The sequence below is a fragment of the Bacteroides salyersiae genome, assembly GCF_031172035.1.
In the GTDB taxonomy this organism is placed as follows: domain Bacteria; phylum Bacteroidota; class Bacteroidia; order Bacteroidales; family Bacteroidaceae; genus Bacteroides; species Bacteroides salyersiae.
In genome coordinates, this window is sequence record NZ_CP133452.1 from 1205468 (window position 1) to 1220978 (window position 15511).

12 protein-coding genes are annotated in these 15511 nt (G+C 42.8%); 2 read left to right on the top strand and 10 right to left on the bottom strand.

The window, feature by feature from the left end:
* Window positions 1-21: 21 nt before the first annotated feature.
* The 8 genes from mnmC2 to epsC form a co-directional block, all read right to left on the bottom strand.
* Window positions 22-750 (bottom strand): tRNA (5-methylaminomethyl-2-thiouridine)(34)-methyltransferase MnmC2, encoded by a 729-nt coding sequence (mnmC2, locus tag RB604_RS04465; protein WP_021936106.1) that lies wholly within the window; start codon window positions 748-750, stop codon window positions 22-24.
* Entirely contained in the window at window positions 747-1217 is a 471-nt protein-coding gene (locus tag RB604_RS04470) for a YqaA family protein (RefSeq protein ID WP_005927846.1), read from the bottom strand. The genes mnmC2 and RB604_RS04470 overlap by 4 nt, the downstream gene beginning before the upstream one ends.
* Entirely contained in the window at window positions 1202-2206 is a 1005-nt protein-coding gene (locus RB604_RS04475; protein ID WP_005927842.1) for a hypothetical protein, read from the bottom strand. Before RB604_RS04475 ends, RB604_RS04470 begins: the two co-directional genes overlap by 16 nt.
* Complete coding sequence (gene purD, locus RB604_RS04480) at window positions 2206-3480, bottom strand: phosphoribosylamine--glycine ligase (protein WP_055294021.1); 1275 nt, start codon at window positions 3478-3480, stop codon at window positions 2206-2208. Before purD ends, RB604_RS04475 begins: the two co-directional genes overlap by 1 nt.
* A 112-nt stretch (window positions 3481-3592) precedes the next feature.
* Window positions 3593-5734, bottom strand: a complete 2142-nt coding sequence (locus RB604_RS04485) for a S9 family peptidase (protein ID WP_055294023.1) — start codon at window positions 5732-5734, stop codon at window positions 3593-3595.
* Window positions 5735-5741: 7 nt separating this feature from the next.
* Window positions 5742-6311: an ORF6N domain-containing protein gene (locus tag RB604_RS04490; RefSeq protein WP_172680665.1), complete on the bottom strand. Its 570-nt coding sequence runs from the start codon at window positions 6309-6311 to the stop codon at window positions 5742-5744.
* Between the two features lie 26 nt (window positions 6312-6337).
* On the bottom strand, window positions 6338-7651 hold the full coding sequence (locus RB604_RS04495; RefSeq protein ID WP_055293975.1) for a THUMP domain-containing class I SAM-dependent RNA methyltransferase: 1314 nt from the start codon (window positions 7649-7651) through the stop codon (window positions 6338-6340).
* A 131-nt stretch (window positions 7652-7782) separates the two neighbouring features.
* Window positions 7783-8682 (bottom strand): serine O-acetyltransferase EpsC, encoded by a 900-nt coding sequence (gene epsC / locus RB604_RS04500; RefSeq protein WP_005927827.1) that lies wholly within the window; start codon window positions 8680-8682, stop codon window positions 7783-7785.
* 124 nt (window positions 8683-8806) lie between these two features.
* On the opposite strand from epsC, the gene RB604_RS04505 reads away from it, so the two are divergent.
* Both RB604_RS04505 and RB604_RS04510 read left to right on the top strand, forming a co-directional pair.
* A complete protein-coding gene (locus RB604_RS04505; protein WP_055294025.1) occupies window positions 8807-10843 on the top strand; it encodes a tetratricopeptide repeat-containing sensor histidine kinase in 2037 nt (678 codons plus the stop codon).
* The gene (locus RB604_RS04510) at window positions 10840-11613 is read left to right on the top strand and encodes a LytR/AlgR family response regulator transcription factor (protein ID WP_005927822.1); all 774 of its coding nucleotides are present in this window, start codon (window positions 10840-10842) and stop codon (window positions 11611-11613) included. Before RB604_RS04505 ends, RB604_RS04510 begins: the two co-directional genes overlap by 4 nt.
* 240 nt (window positions 11614-11853) lie before the next feature.
* On the opposite strand, the gene RB604_RS04515 is transcribed toward RB604_RS04510, so the two are convergent.
* Both RB604_RS04515 and polA read right to left on the bottom strand, forming a co-directional pair.
* Entirely contained in the window at window positions 11854-12483 is a 630-nt protein-coding gene (locus RB604_RS04515) for an HD domain-containing protein (RefSeq protein WP_005927820.1), read from the bottom strand.
* Window positions 12484-12657: 174 nt separating this feature from the next.
* Complete coding sequence (polA, locus tag RB604_RS04520) at window positions 12658-15465, bottom strand: DNA polymerase I (RefSeq protein ID WP_055293977.1); 2808 nt, start codon at window positions 15463-15465, stop codon at window positions 12658-12660.
* Between the last annotated feature and the right edge of the window lie 46 nt (window positions 15466-15511).

A 15511-nucleotide genomic window follows, 5' to 3' on the forward strand; every position in this document is an offset into this window, starting at 1 on the left:
ATATTGTTTCTTTTTAGATGGTTATTTTTTCTCCGGCGGACAGTCTTTCCGGGCTCTTAGTATTTCTCGTTTTCCTCCTGGGGGGCCGGGAAGGCGTTCCACTGTAAAGCCTGCTGCCTGTAACATACGGCGTACTATCCCTTTCGCACAATAAGTGGTGAGTATGCCTTTCGGATTCATTATAACATATAGCCGGTTGAATAGTTCTTGCGACCACATCTCCGGTTGTTTCTCGGGTGCAAAAGCATCAAAATAGATAATGTCCCAATGTGTTGCCGTGCCGATCCCCCGGTTACTGTCAGGTATCACCGTGTTTTCAGCAGATAGATTGCCACATGGACACATAAATACATTGTTTACATCCGCTTGTACTTTTCTTAACGTAAAGTGGGGCGTTATTATTGCATCCTCACCCCAGGGAATCATATGTAATGTTTTGAACAACGGGTTGTTACTATATCCCAACGGCTCTACGATATCCCAGGAAAGCGGGTAGAGTTCGATACCGGTATAGTGCACTTTCCGAAGGGATCTTTCTGCTGTTTCAAGTGTAAGCAGAGCATTAAATCCCGTTCCGAAACCTATTTCGAGAATATGTGGCTCTACGGCTTCGGAGGCATTCAATCCCATGTCGATGAAAATATGTTGAGACTCGGTTCTGGCGCCTTTCACAGAATGATAATGTTCGTTCAACTCCGGAACGAAAAGAGTGGCGCTGCCATCGGCAGTCAGTTCAATGATTCGTTTCATACCATTAAGTCGATCAGCCCCCTCGCTGCAAGGATTACTAATATATAACGCAGCATTTTTCCGGCCAGCATAGAGATGGAAACTACCCATATATTGCTTCGCAGAAATCCCAGTGCAACGGCTATTACGCTTCCGATAATGGGAAGAAAAGCGAAGAAAGCCATGAAGCCGCTTCGTCCGTTGAGGTAGGCTTGCATACGTTCTACCTTTTCCCGTTTCATGTGGAAGTATTTTTCAAGCCAATCCATACGGCCCATGCGCCCCATTGCATAGCAGGTCAGGCTACCTAAAAGGTTGCCTGCCGAAGCTGATAACAGGCAGATAACAGGACTCAAACCTGTACTGGGCAGAACCAATGCTGCCAACACCGCTTCCGAGCTGAAAGGAACAACGCTCCCAGCCAGTACGGCAGAAAGAAACATGCCTAAATAACCCCATTCAATAAGAAAATTTATAAAAGCGTCCATACATTGAAACAGAATAAGAGAATTAATCCGGTCATGGAACCGATAAAGAATAGATTAGCGGCTTTACTGTTGGTTAAAACAAACAAATGTCCCACAAGAATACTGACTCCTATCAGAAGTAACGATAGTAGGTCCATGCAGTGGGCCGGTTGCAGGAATATGAACAGGAATATGCAGAAATTTATGAAAATCAGGAAATGCAGATAAGAACGGGTACGTATCTTGTCTTCGAATCCACTGACAATGCAATGCGCTGCGCTGACTATGAACAGGATGAATAGATAACCAAGCGTAACGAGCTCCCAAAGTTGAAGGTCCTTGCCGGGATTGACCGGTTGGAAATGAACCAGCTCGACGAATGGTTGGTAGAACAGCTCCATCTGGCCGTAGAAGAACGCATGGCCGAACAAAAACCAATAGGAAACACTCAACCCTATCAATGCGGCACAAAAACTACGGGCTGTGAGTGATTGGAAGTAATAAGCTCCTATCAGCCAAAGGGGAATGAAATATAATAATTGTGGAAACAGCAGGCTTCCCGCTCCTATAAAAACGAAAGAATGGAATATATAACTCACCGGACGGGGGTGCTGATAACTTTTAAATAAGAAAAACAGAGAGATGAGGAAGGCTACGGCGGCTATATCTCCTGCATACAACAGGTGCATGCCCGGACAGATGGTTACCAATAAAAAATAAATGGAGGTCTGTACCGAAGCCCGCATACGGATAATGGCGAACGTATTGTTGAGCTCGATCAGAAAATATCCGATGGCGGCGTATAGCATAAAGCTGATGACCCTGTCGGCCCAGGCAGGGAGATAAAGTGTGCAGACCGACTGCCACAATGCATATCCGGCTTCTTTTTCCGAACTCATTGCAGGCAACAGGATGGAAGTGCCTATCCAGCAGACGATGCAAATAAGGATAACAGCGGGCAGTGTGAATCTGCCTGCTGTTATCCGGCCTTGTAGTCTTCTATTTCTCATTATAAATCAAATCCGATATCGTGCCGGAGGTTTTTCTTTTCAAATTGTATCATCTCGGACACTTGATAGCTCTTTGCAAGTGCTTCTTCTTTGGAATTTCCATACGAACTGATGGCAATGACACGTCCTCCGTTGGTTACGATTTGACCCTCTTTTAAGGCCGTGCCGGCATGAAAGAGAATGCTTTCCGTATCTTGGGCCTGTTCAATGCCGCTGATAGGAAATCCTTTCTGGTAAGTTTCCGGATAGCCGCCGCTTACCAGCATGACACATGCTGCCGTGCGAGGATCGATCTCGAGCGTTTTTGTATCTAAGTTTTTCTGGGCTACTCCCTCGAAAAGCTCTACGAGATCGCTTTTGACGCGAAGCATTACGCTTTCTGTTTCCGGGTCTCCCATACGGACGTTGTATTCGATCACCATCGGTTCTCCTTTTACGTTGATCAGCCCCAGGAAGATAAAGCCTTTATAAAGAATGCCCTCTGTCTTTAGTCCGTTGACGGTAGGTTCGATGATCCGTGTGCGGACTTTTTCCATAAACTCTTCATTGGCAAAGGGAACCGGAGTAACGCTGCCCATACCTCCCGTGTTGAGACCTTTGTCGCCTTCACCGATACGCTTGTAGTCTTTGGCTACAGGAAGTACTTTATAGTGTTCGCTATCCGTCAATACGAATACGCTGCACTCGATTCCACTGAGAAACTCTTCGATAACCACTGTTGCCGATGCGTCTCCGAACATACCGCTAAGCATCTCTTTCAGCTCTTTTTTTGCTTCATCCAGAGTCGGAAGTATCAATACTCCTTTTCCGGCACAGAGTCCGTCGGCTTTCAATACATAGGGTGCTTCCAGACTTTCCAGAAAAGCAAATCCTTCTTCCAGGGTATCGGCTGTGATACTCTTGTACCGTGCGGTCGGAATGTGATGGCGTTGCATAAATTCTTTGGCAAATTCTTTACTGCCTTCCAAACGGGCACCTTCGGCAGTAGGCCCGATAATGGAGATATGCTTTGTTTCAGGGCTGTTTTGGAAATAGTCGTAAATACCTTCTACCAACGGATCTTCGGGGCCGACTACGATCATATCGATTTTCTCTTTAAGAGCAAATGCTTTCAGTGCATCGAAATCTGTAGCTTTGATGTTTACGTTCTCACCGACCGAAGAGGTTCCGGCATTACCGGGAGCGATGTATAACTTTTCCACTTTGGGGCTTTGGGCTATTTTCCATGCTAAGGCATGTTCACGGCCGCCCGAACCTAAGAGTAACAGTTTCATATTGATAATTGGGTTAATATGCCGATATACCAATGTGCGCGTCCGGCACCGGATATGTGGCATTTGTTCTTACTTATAATTTATTTATCGCATCTTTAAAACAGGCACCAGTTTACAGGTTATCTTCAAAATAGCGGGTTATCTTTTCGTGTAAATGTACGCGGTCGCGTCCCATTACATTGTGTTTATGTCCCGGGTAAATGAAGAGATCCGGATAAGTACGGGCGTCTACGCAGGCTTTCATGAATGAAAGTGTATGCTGGGGCACACAGGTATCATCGTGGTCATCATGGATGATGAGCAGATGCCCTTTCAGGTTACCGGCCAGATTTTTCAGATTACACTGTTCATAACCTTCGGGATTGCTTTGAGGAGTATCCATATACCGTTCTCCGTACATTATTTCATAATAACTCCAGTCGATAACAGGACCACCGGCTACACCTACTTTGAAAATCTCCGGATAGCGGAGTAGCAGTGCAGTAGTCATGTGGCCGCCGAAGCTCCATCCATGCACGCCGATCCGGTTTTTATCTACATAAGGCAAGCTTTGTAGAAATTCGGCTCCTTTTACCTGGTCTTTTCCTTCTTCGATACCTAATTGGCGGAAGGTAACATTTTCAAATTCCAGTCCACGATTAGAGCTGCCGCGATTATCCAGACAGAACATGACGTATCCTTTATTGGCCATGTAAATATCCCATCCGCGGGCACCGTTTTGCCAGCCTCCTGTGACCATTTGAGCATGGGGACCTCCGTAGACATATACAATGACGGGGTATTTTTTGTTCGGATCCATGTCAGCAGGTTTGATGAGGCGGTAATACAAATCGGTTACACCGTCTGCGGCTTTGATCGTACCGGTTTCGATAACCGGCATTTTGTAGCCGTCGAACGGATTGGCTGCTGTGAGCAAGTTGATGTTCTTTCCCGTTTGAGTATCGATGATGTCAATTTTTCTGGGAATGGTGGGAGTAGAGTAACTGTCAATCACATAACGGCCTGATTGACTGGCTGTAGCATTGTGTACTCCTTCGGTATCTGTATGCATACTGAAAGGCAGACTGCGTTTGCCTGTTTTTACATTTACGGAGAAGTTATCCCGTCCTGTAGCATCGTTGACACTGAAAAGAATTTCTTTCTTTTTTTCATTGAAGCCCAAGATGCTATTAACCAGCCATTGCCCTTCGGTCAGTTGCTTGATCAGCTTGCCGGTGATGTCATACAGATATAAATGATTGAAACCGCTACGTTGGCTTTGGTAGATGAACTTAGTAGAATCCCAAGGTAAGAAAACGATGGGTTGCTGAGGTTCTACATATTTGGGATGTGTCTCTTCGAGGAGGGTAGCGGCCAGTTCTCCGGTTTCTACATCATATCGGCACAATTTTGCATGGTTCTGATCGCGGTTTAATTCTATCAGATAGAGGCTTTTCCCGTCCGGTGACCAACTGATATTGGTAAAATAACGGTCAGTAGGGTCTCCGGTCTTTAAATAGTGCGTTTTGCCGGTAGTCGGATTGTAGATACCTATCATGACTTGATGGCTGGTCATTCCCGCCATTGGGTAACGGATGTTGTTTACTTCTCCTATACGGGCGGTTATATCTACCAGTGGATATTGAGTCACCATACTTTCGTCCATACGGTAAAATGCCAGCAGATCGCCTTTGGGATTCCAGAATGTGCCTTTGTAGATGCCGAATTCGTTTCGGTGTACGGATTGACCGCAAACAATGCCTTCGGGCTCATCGGTAACAGGATTCTCGTTTACGTACAGATTGTTCCCGACCGTATAGGCCACGTTTCCGGTAGCGGTACAATAATCTTGATTAGAAGCACCTTTTGCCAATGTAACGGTAGAAACGATCCGGTTGTTTTTGAAGTCATAGACAACATATTTGCCGGGCAGTTCGATCAGCATTTCTTCTTTATCTGCCCAAGGGAAACTTGTGGAATAGAAATGCGGCAGTTTACCTGTCTGTTCTTTTTCCAGTACTTTGTTTACGGTTTCCCGTATGGCGATGATCTTCTCTTTTCCTGTTTTGGGATCGATAACGAATAGAGTATCTATACTTGGTTTGATACATTCATCCCCCCACCATTGTAAGCTGTAAAGGTTTTCGGCATAACGGTAGGTCTCGCCGCCGGGAATCAGATCTTCCAGTGTCGGCGTTTTTAACTCTTGCGACATGATATTTGTGATAAATAGGCTATAGATCAATCCTATCAGTAGATAACCTTTTTTATTCATCATTTTCTTATTTATCCTCTTGGTTTTTGAATCCTTGTATCTTGACCCTGTTTAAAGGAGCCGTTTTAGATTGAATGATGGCACTGACTTTGGCAAAGGCTGTGAACAGCTCTTCGAACTGTTTTTCATAGCTTTCCCGATCGGAGGATATATCTTCTTCGAGATATTCCACACGTTTTCTTAATTCGTCCAGTTCTTGCTTGGGGATGTTCGAAAGCAAATATTGGCGCATGTGGACAAAGGCACGGATAATATTGATATTGATTTCAATGGCCGTTTTGCTTTTTAGTACACTTGATAACATCACTACTCCATACTCTGTAAAAGCAAAAGGAAGATATTTAATGTTATGTCCTTGTCCTGTTTTCAAGGTCACAGATTGTGATCTTGAAAACTCTGCTTCTTCTTTAGTAAGTTCAAACATGAATTCTATTGGAAAACGTTCGATGTTGCGCCGTACAGCTTGTTTTAATACTCGAGTCTCTACGCCGTACATTTCTGCCAGATCAAAGTCCAGCATTACTTTCTGTCCTCTGATTTCATAGATCTTATTTTCTATGATAGCTAATTCATCCATCATTGCTACTTTTCAGCCTTCGGCTTCTAATTTTTTTTGAAATCTCTCGGCTTTCTGTCGCCATTATTGAAGCTTTGTCCTTCTCTTGGCCTTCTGTCTCCGGAGAAACTACGGCTTCCTTCTTCACGGCGTGGACGGAATTCTTTTCTCTCTCTCGATGTTTTTTCTCCATTCTCTTCGCCGCTTTCCTGACTCTTGAATTCCTTGTATTTACCGTCGAATATTTCGTATTTACGGAACTCGCATTCCAGTGCTCCGTTGAAAAGTGGGGTCTTTTGACTGGGTTTTAATCCTATCTGGTCGAAACATTCTTCACGATACGAGAGTATCCATGCATCATTGCCCACAAATGCATGCTTTAATCGTTCGCCGATCATGCTGTACAGTCCTAAAAGGTCATTGGTGGATATACGTTCACCATAAGGCGGGTTCGTGATGATAATTGATTTTTCGGCCGGTTGTTCGAATTGCTGAAACGGTTGTAGTTTCAAAACGATGTCTTTTGATACACCGGCAGCCTTGATGTTATGCATGGCAATTTCATTGGCTTTCGGGTTGTTGTCATAACCGTATATTTTATGTCCGAATTCCCGTTCCTGCGTATCGTCGTTGTAGATATTGTCAAATAGTTCCTGATCGAAGTCTACCCATTTTTCAAAAGCGAACTCCTTGCGGAATACACCCGGTGCGATATTACGGGCTATCAATGCAGCTTCGATGGGGATTGTTCCCGATCCGCACATCGGATCGATGAGATCGCATTCGCCCTTCCATCCGGTCATTAAAATCATACCGGCTGCCAATACCTCGTTTAGCGGTGCTTCAACAGCTTCTTGACGGTAACCGCGTCGATGTAGGGATTCGCCGGATGAATCGAGGGAGAGAGTACAGGTCGTTTGTGCGATATGGATATTTAATAGTACATCCGGTTTGTTGATACGCACGGATGGACGTTTGCCGTTCAATTCGCGGAAATAGTCAACGATAGCGTCTTTCACTTTATAAGAGACGAATTTGGAATGACGGAATTCTTCACTGAATACAACGGCATCTACGGCGAAGGTCTTGTTTACATCCAATATATTTTCCCAATCGATGGCTTTGATTTGATCATAAACTTCGTCGGCATCCTTGGCTTTAAAATTTTTGATAGGCTTCAGAATGCGGATGGCGGTGCGCAGGCAAAAGTTCGCTTTGTACATCATCTCTTTATCTCCGGTGAATGAAACCATTCTTCGACCTATCTGTACGTCATTGGCTCCTAATGCCGTCAACTCCTCTGCCAGTATCTCTTCCAATCCCTGGAAGGTTTTGGCAATCATTTCAAATTGTTCGCTCATAATGAATAATGTGCCAATATGCCAATGGGGGTAATGTGCCGATTGGCTGGCGCGTTAATTTGTTAATTATTCAAGTTATTAATTTCTTATTCTCTTAATCGGTACATGGGCATACTTGCACATTGTTTCCTTTATTTTTTGGCTTTGGTCTGGACGATTTTCGCTCCTGCAGGTACGTCTTCCGTCACCCAGATGTTACCGCCTACTGTCGCATTTTTACCAATAGTGATACGTCCTAAGATAGTTGCGTTGGAATAGACGATCACATTGTCTTCCAGTATCGGATGGCGGGGAATGCCTTTGATCGGCTTGCCGTCGGCATCCAACGGGAAACTTTTGGCACCTAACGTAACCCCTTGGTACAGTTTCACGTTCTGTCCGATGATACTGGTGGCTCCGATTACCACACCGGTTCCGTGGTCTATGGTAAAATAGCTTCCGATCTGAGCACCCGGATGAATATCTATGCCCGTTTCACTGTGTGCCATTTCCGTAATGATACGGGGAATGAGCGGTACACCTAATTCCAATAATTCGTGGGCAATGCGATAATTACTGATGGCTCTGATGGCCGGATAACAGAAAATCACTTCGCCGAAGCTTTGGGCTGCAGGGTCGCCATTGTAAGCTGCCTCCACATCCGTGGCCAGAATACGACGCATATGTGGTAACTTACTGATAAACTTTGCGGCAAGACGGGCTGCTTCTTCGCGCTGTAATTCGTTGCAAGTACCGCATTCTTCATTTTTTCCGAAACACAATCCTGCCAGAATCTGCTCTGACAACAGGCCGAATAATTTTTCAATATTAACTCCGATGTGATAATTGATTGTCCGGCTGTTGATCGTGGAATTACCGAAATACCCGGGAAAGAGAATGGAACGTGACAACTCGATAATTTCGCACAATACCCGTGCAGAGGGCAAGGGTTCGCCGTCTTTGTGTTGATGAAACAGTCCTTTATATGATTCGCTTTCCGAAAGCTCATCGACTGCCTGTGTCAGAATGTGAGTGAAGTTTAATGGACTCATTAGATTCCTGTATTCTATAATATTGGCTACAAAGATAAGTAATTTTGCTTATAATTTCTATCAGAATATATATATCATTCAGAAAAAGAATGTATTTTTGTTGCAATATTCTATAGATAAGGAGATGGTAGATAGATATATTCAGGGAGTTATTGTATTCATCTGTTCATTATTGTTTGTGTGTGGATGTGACGAGCATGTAGACATATCAGAAACGGGTGACGAAGATGATATTGTGACTTTATTGGAAAGAAAAGCGATGGATTCTCTGTTCACGAATAATGCCTATTCCCGTTCTTTATTGCGTAAGAATATGTCGCAGACTGCAGATAGTTTGTCCTATTATCGATTAATGAATGTCTATTCTAAGGCCTGTTTTGCTGCTTCTCAGTTTGATTCGGTTGTGTATTACAGCCGGATAATTCTTCATTTTTGTCAGAAATCTTCTGACTCTCCACAAATACACGATCTCTTTTCTGCCACTTACAATATGATGGGAAATGTATGGGGGAGATGGAATTTTCCGGATTCTGCGGTTGTGTATTATCAGAAAGCTTATGAACATCGCAAGCAGGGTAATGAATTGTCTTATTTGCCTGATATTTGCATAAATCTGGCCGACGGTAATGTTCATAAAAGCGATTATACCGATGCGGCTTATTATTATCGGCGTGCGTTGTTCCTTTGTGATTCATTAGGCTTGCCCGACCGCAATAAATTTCCTATTTATTATGGTTTGGGACAGACGTATATGGAATTGCGTGATTTCGATCTTTCTAATCATTATTATGAGATGGCCGGCCGTTACTTTTCGCAGATGAGTGTTCCTGAGAAGTTTACTTATCTCAACAATCGTGGTAACCATTTTTATTATAAGAAAGATTACCGGGAAGCTTCTTGCTACATGGAGCGTGCTTTAGCTGTTGTAGCTCCTTATTCTCAGATGATTTATGAACAGAATCTGTGTAAAGCCAATCTGGGTGAGTTGTATGTATTGACTGATAAGTTGGATTCCGCTCAACTATATCTGAATGACAGTTATCGTTTCTTTTCCGGTATGAATAATCGTTCGGCGATGTATTATATTGAAACTCAAATGATAGAACTTGCACTCCGACAGGGTGATGTGTCACTTGCCAGCCGGATGATTGCGCGTACTGTTCCTGACGGGCATGTCGATGCCAATATGATTAATATCCGTAATCAGTATTTGCAGCACTATTTTGAGCAGACAGGTGATTATCGGCGTGCTTATGAATATTTGAGACGTGATCAGGAGTTGAATGATTCTATCCGGAACGAGCAGATACGTACTCGTGTTGCGGAGTTAGACATGCGATATAGTCAGGACACGATTGTAATGCGGCGTGAACTTTTGATTGAAAAACAGTCGGGAGAGATGAAAGTCTTGCGGCTTACATCGTACATTTGGGCTATTGCCTGTGTTGGCTCTATCGCTATATTATTTTTTCTTTATCGTTTGATGAAAAAGAAACGTGCTTTTTTGCAGGAACGTCTTCTTAACCAGATAAGCCGCCTTCGTATGGAGAATATCCGTAATCATGTTTCACCTCATTTTACTTTTAATGTGCTGAATCGTGAGATTAGCCGTTTTAAAGGGACTGACAGAGAACGTTCGGGATTGGTTGATTTAGTGAAATTGTTGCGTAAGAGTTTGGAAATGACAGAGAAACTAAGTGTGCCGCTACGGGAGGAATTGGATTTTGTACAGACGTATATCGGCTTGGAAAGGGACCGGTTAGGTGAAAACTTTATATTGGATTTATCGGTCGATACGACCTTGGATGTAGAGAAAATCATTGTACCTTCCATGATTGTGCAGATTCCGGTAGAGAATGCTATTAAGCATGGACTTGCTGGTATGGAAGGGGAGAAGCGGTTAGAGATATCTGTTATGCCTGAAGGGAATGGCGTACGGATAATGATTGCAGATAACGGACGGGGATATTTACCTCAGGTTATGTCGCCTACCCGGGGAACAGGCACAGGTCTGAAAGTGCTTTATCAGACAATTCAGTTGTTGAATGCAAAAAATAAAGGAGAAAAGATACGTTTTGAAATAACAAACCTTGCTGACGGGATGCGAACCGGAACTGGTGTTTCTGTGTATATCCCATGCAATTATTCTTATGATCTATGATAACAATGAATGGAATTTGCAAAGTAGTGATTGTGGATGATGATCGTACGGCGATAGAAAATCTGTGTCGGGAATTGGCGTTATATCCCGAAATGGATGTCAGAGGGACTGCTGTCAATGGGGCTAAAGGAAGAAAATTAATCATGGAGCAACATCCTGATCTTCTGTTTTTAGACGTAGAATTACCGGATATCCAGGGGATCAGGTTACTGAGTGAAATGCGCGACGAGGTATTGTGGGATATGAAGGTTGTTTTTTATACAGCCTATGACAAATATTTGCTTCAGGCATTGCGGGAATCGGCATTTGATTATTTATTGAAACCCTTTGTTTCAGGAGATCTCGAATTGATTATTGAACGTTATCGGAAAGCAGCGCTTTCCCATCCGGCGATTCCGGCCTTTGCGGCGTCTGTGAGTGCATTATTGCCACAACGCGATACCTTCATGATAAGTACTGTGACAGGTTTTAAGTTGCTTCGTATTGAAGAGATAGGTTTCTTTGAATATTCGAAAGATAAACGACAGTGGCAGGTGACACTTTTCAATCAGGCCAGGTTGAGCCTTAAGAAAAACACGAAAGCTGAAGATATTATAAGCTATTCGGAGTCATTTGTACAGATTAGTCAATCAATAATTATAAATGTCAGCTATCTGGCTGTTATTAATGGCAAACAATGCCAACTGTATCCCCCTTTTAATGATCGGGAGGATTTGCGTATTTCACGTGGGTTCTTGAAAGAATTGCAGGAACGTTTCTGTCTGATATGATTTTTTTTCGCTATATAAACTCTAATTTTGTCGCCTTAAGCGTGTTTTGATTCGGAATGTTCGTTTTTCGCAAATCTGATATTTGATATTTTCCTTTTTTTGTGTTACTTTTGTAGAGTTAGGTAAAGATTGAATGTTTTTTAGTTTTTAGATGATAAATTCTCTGTAACTGGTTGGGCCGGGGATTTTTGTGAAAAAACTCCGGCTGTTTTTTCTATTCTGTTAATTTTTCGTACGAATTTATATCTGTAGATTTGTCTCTTCTTCAAATATCTTGTTAAAAACATTTCTTAATTCTTCCCGGTTGTTGATAAGTGACCGTAATTCTCGTAATTTTTCTCCGTTTTTTGAGTGTTCGAACCATAACTTCAGATATCCTCCTTCGGCATATTTATTTAAGAGATGATTTAGGAAGCGGTTGTAATGCCATTCTGTGTTTTCTGCCGGATTCTGTTTCAATCCGTATTGTACGGTTCTTCTTAATGTAATTTCCGGATCTATAATTCTATCTGCTTCTGCTACAATTTTTCCGTAAATACTGCGTGGCTCATGGTCAGAAGAGGCTCTGTGGTCTTCTACGGCTTCTTTCATTACTCTTATTTCTTCCTCTGTAAACCATCTGTACAGCATTTTATCATTCTCAAGAATTTCACCGGAGACAAGATGGTGTGTGGCTCTGTCTTTACATAATCCGAGATCATGGTAAGCTGCTATGGTATAAACCATGTTCGTATTTAGGGGGTAATCTTTTGCCAGTATCAGGCTTTCGGCAATGACAGTGCATACATGTGTCCGGTTATGGGCCTTATCAAACATTTCATATTTTGGAATAATGGTGGTTTCTACGTACTGCTTTAATTCTTGATTCATGAGGAGTTGTTTTGGTGTTTATGAGTAGACAAAGGTAATAAATATCTTCTAATGTATTCATCTTTATGCATTTGTTCCACGTGGCACACAGGAAGTGGGAAGCCGTTTTTGAAGAGAACCCTGAAAGTCTGATAAAAACTTTCAGGGTTCTCTGGCATGTGGCGATTGGCTTTTTTAATGTGCTTCCAGCCAGTTTTTTCCCCAACCACAATCTGCTTTTAAGGGGACATGCATCTTATAGGCTTTTTCCATTTCTTCAATGACTGCTTGTTCTACCCGTTCCCGTTCTTCTATCGGAACACTGAAGTTTAGTTCGTCATGTACTTGCAGTATCATTTTAGCTTTCAGCCCTTCGCGTTTGAAACGTTCGTAGATACGTGCCATAGCGACCTTTATTATATCGGCTGCACTTCCCTGGATGGGCGCATTGATGGCATTACGTTCGGCATATCCGCGTACTACTGCATTTCTCGAGTTGATATCCGGTAGGAAACGTTTACGGTGGAATATGGTTTCGACGTAGCCTTTTTCACGTGCTACCTCGATGCTTTTGTCCATATAGGCTTTTACTTGTGGATAAGTCTCAAAATAACCTTCTATGAGCTCTTTAGCCTCTTTCCGGTCCACATTCATTCTTTCTGCCAGGCCAAAGACGGAAATGCCGTATATGATCCCGAAATTGGCTGTTTTGGCTTTACGGCGCATATCGGAGTTTACATCTTCAATATTGGTTTTATACACTTTGGCTGCCGTGGCAGCGTGAATGTCATAACCGCTTAGAAAAGCATCTATCATATTCTTATCTTCGCTCAGATGTGCCATGATACGTAATTCTATTTGCGAATAGTCGGCAGAGAAGAACAGACATCCTTCATCGGGAATAAATGCTTTGCGGATCTCTTTCCCGTTTTCATCACGAATAGGGATATTTTGAAGGTTGGGATTACTGGAACTGAGACGTCCGGTAGCCGTAACCGTTTGATTGAAAGAAGTATGTACACGTCCTGTACGTGGGTTTATAAGTAACGGTAAGGCGTCTATATAGGTACCCAGTAATTTTTTCAGCCCACGGTGTTCCAATATCTTTTCTACTACGGGATGCTTATGCCGCAAGCTTTCGAGTACCTCTTCCGATGTGACATACTGGCCGGTTTTGGTCTTCCGGGCTTTGTCTACAATTTTTAGTTTGTCGAATAGTATCTCGCCTACCTGTTTGGGAGAAGCGATATTGAATTCTTCACCGGCCAATTCGTAAATTTCTTTTTCGATGGCTGCCATTTGTGCTGTAAAGTGTTCTGACGATTGCTTGAGCGCCTCTGTGTCCAAAAGTACACCATTGCTTTCAATGTTTACAAGTACAGGGACGAGTGGCATTTCTATTTCATAGAAAAGCTTTTCAGCATCATTCTCTTTCAGTTCTTTTTCGAGTACATTTTTTAATTTTAGTGTGACATCTGCATCCTCGCAAGCATATCGGTAGATGTCTTTGGGATCGAGGTCGCGCATGTTTTTTTGGTTCTTTCCTTTAAGGCCGATAAGCTCTTCGATATGAATGGTCTGGTAGTGGAGATAAATTTCGGCCAGATAGTCCATTCCGTGACGAAGTTCCGGTTGGAGGACATAGTGTGCTACCATTGTGTCGAAAAGAGGGCCTTTCACTTCCACTCCATAATTTTGGAGGACGATCATATCATATTTGATATTTTGCCCGACTTTCAATGATTTTTCATTTTCGAAGACTTTCCGGAATTCATTTACTATTTTTAACGCTTCTTCCCGTTCGGCGGGTACCGGTACATAAAATCCCTGATTTTCTGCAAAACTGAAACTCATTCCTACCAATTCTGCTTCCATTGGCTCGGTACCTGTAGTTTCCGTATCTAACGCGAGAATTTTCGTTGTAAGTAACTTTTGAATTAATTTGCTCCTTTTATCCTTATTATCAATAAGTTGGTAATCACATTTTAATGTTTCTAACGTGTGTAGATTCGTTTTTTTCTCTTCAACTGTCCCGTTGGCCGTAAATTCTGCGAATAAATCGCCTTGAATCGGAGTGTTTGTTTGTGCAAAAAGAGGTCCGGGAGAAGAGGAGAGAGGCTGATTGTCTTTTTTGAAGATTCTATCTATTAATGTACGAAATTCCAATTCTTCGAAAATTTTTCGTAGTGCTTCTTCGTCTGCTTGTTCACGAACCAATGCGTCCATGTCTAATTTGATAGGAACATCTGTTTTTATAGTTGCCAGGAATTTGGAGAAAGTAATCATTTCCCGGTTTGTCTCGACTTTTATTTTTAGTGCACCTTTCAGTTGGTCAGTGTGCTCAAGTAAATTTTCGATACTACCGAACTCGGCAATTAGTTTCTGTGCTGTTTTTTCTCCTACACCGGGGCAACCCGGAATGTTATCTGAAGCGTCCCCCATCAATCCTAACATATCGATGACTTGTACAGGAGATTGAATATCGAATTTCGCCTTGACCTGTTCCACGCCCATTACTTCGAATTCTTTATCTCCGTATTTGGGGCGGTACATGAATACATGGTCTGTTACCAATTGGCCGTAGTCCTTGTCGGGGGTCATCATATAGGTAGTAATACCTTGTTGCCCGGCTTTAGTAGCCAGTGTGCCGATTACGTCGTCCGCCTCATAGCCCGCTATTTCGAGTATAGGTATGCGGTAGGCCCGGATGATATCTTTTATGATAGGTACCGATAGGCGGATTGCTTCCGGTGTTTCCTCACGTTGTGCTTTATACTGTTCGTATGCTTCGTGTCGGAAGGTGGGGCCCGGAGGATCGAAAGCCACGCCGATATGTGTAGGGTTCTCTTTTTTCAATACGTCTTCCAATGTATTTACAAAACCTAAGATTGCCGAGGTATTGAAACCTTTGGAATTGATTCGTGGATTTTTGATAAAGGCGTAATAAGCCCGATATATAAGTGCGTAAGCATCCAAAAAGAAAAGTTTACTGTTTTGATTCATATTTATCTAATTTTTCATGGTAAAAGTACAAAAAAATACGGTATTA

Bases quoted from the DNA above. Each gene is read 5' to 3' on its own strand.
- mnmC2 (WP_021936106.1), bottom strand. From the start codon at position 750: ATGAAACGAATCATTGAACTGACTGCCGATGGCAGCGCCACTCTTTTC.
- RB604_RS04470 (WP_005927846.1), bottom strand. From the start codon at position 1,217: ATGGACGCTTTTATAAATTTTCTTATTGAATGGGGTTATTTAGGCATG.
- RB604_RS04475 (WP_005927842.1), bottom strand. From the start codon at position 2,206: ATGAGAAATAGAAGACTACAAGGCCGGATAACAGCAGGCAGATTCACA.
- purD (WP_055294021.1), bottom strand. From the start codon at position 3,480: ATGAAACTGTTACTCTTAGGTTCGGGCGGCCGTGAACATGCCTTAGCA.
- RB604_RS04485 (WP_055294023.1), bottom strand. From the start codon at position 5,734: ATGAATAAAAAAGGTTATCTACTGATAGGATTGATCTATAGCCTATTT.
- RB604_RS04490 (WP_172680665.1), bottom strand. From the start codon at position 6,311: ATGGATGAATTAGCTATCATAGAAAATAAGATCTATGAAATCAGAGGA.
- RB604_RS04495 (WP_055293975.1), bottom strand. From the start codon at position 7,651: ATGAGCGAACAATTTGAAATGATTGCCAAAACCTTCCAGGGATTGGAA.
- epsC (WP_005927827.1), bottom strand. From the start codon at position 8,682: ATGAGTCCATTAAACTTCACTCACATTCTGACACAGGCAGTCGATGAG.
- RB604_RS04505 (WP_055294025.1), top strand. From the start codon at position 8,807: ATGGTAGATAGATATATTCAGGGAGTTATTGTATTCATCTGTTCATTA.
- RB604_RS04510 (WP_005927822.1), top strand. From the start codon at position 10,840: ATGATAACAATGAATGGAATTTGCAAAGTAGTGATTGTGGATGATGAT.
- RB604_RS04515 (WP_005927820.1), bottom strand. From the start codon at position 12,483: ATGAATCAAGAATTAAAGCAGTACGTAGAAACCACCATTATTCCAAAA.
- polA (WP_055293977.1), bottom strand. From the start codon at position 15,465: ATGAATCAAAACAGTAAACTTTTCTTTTTGGATGCTTACGCACTTATA.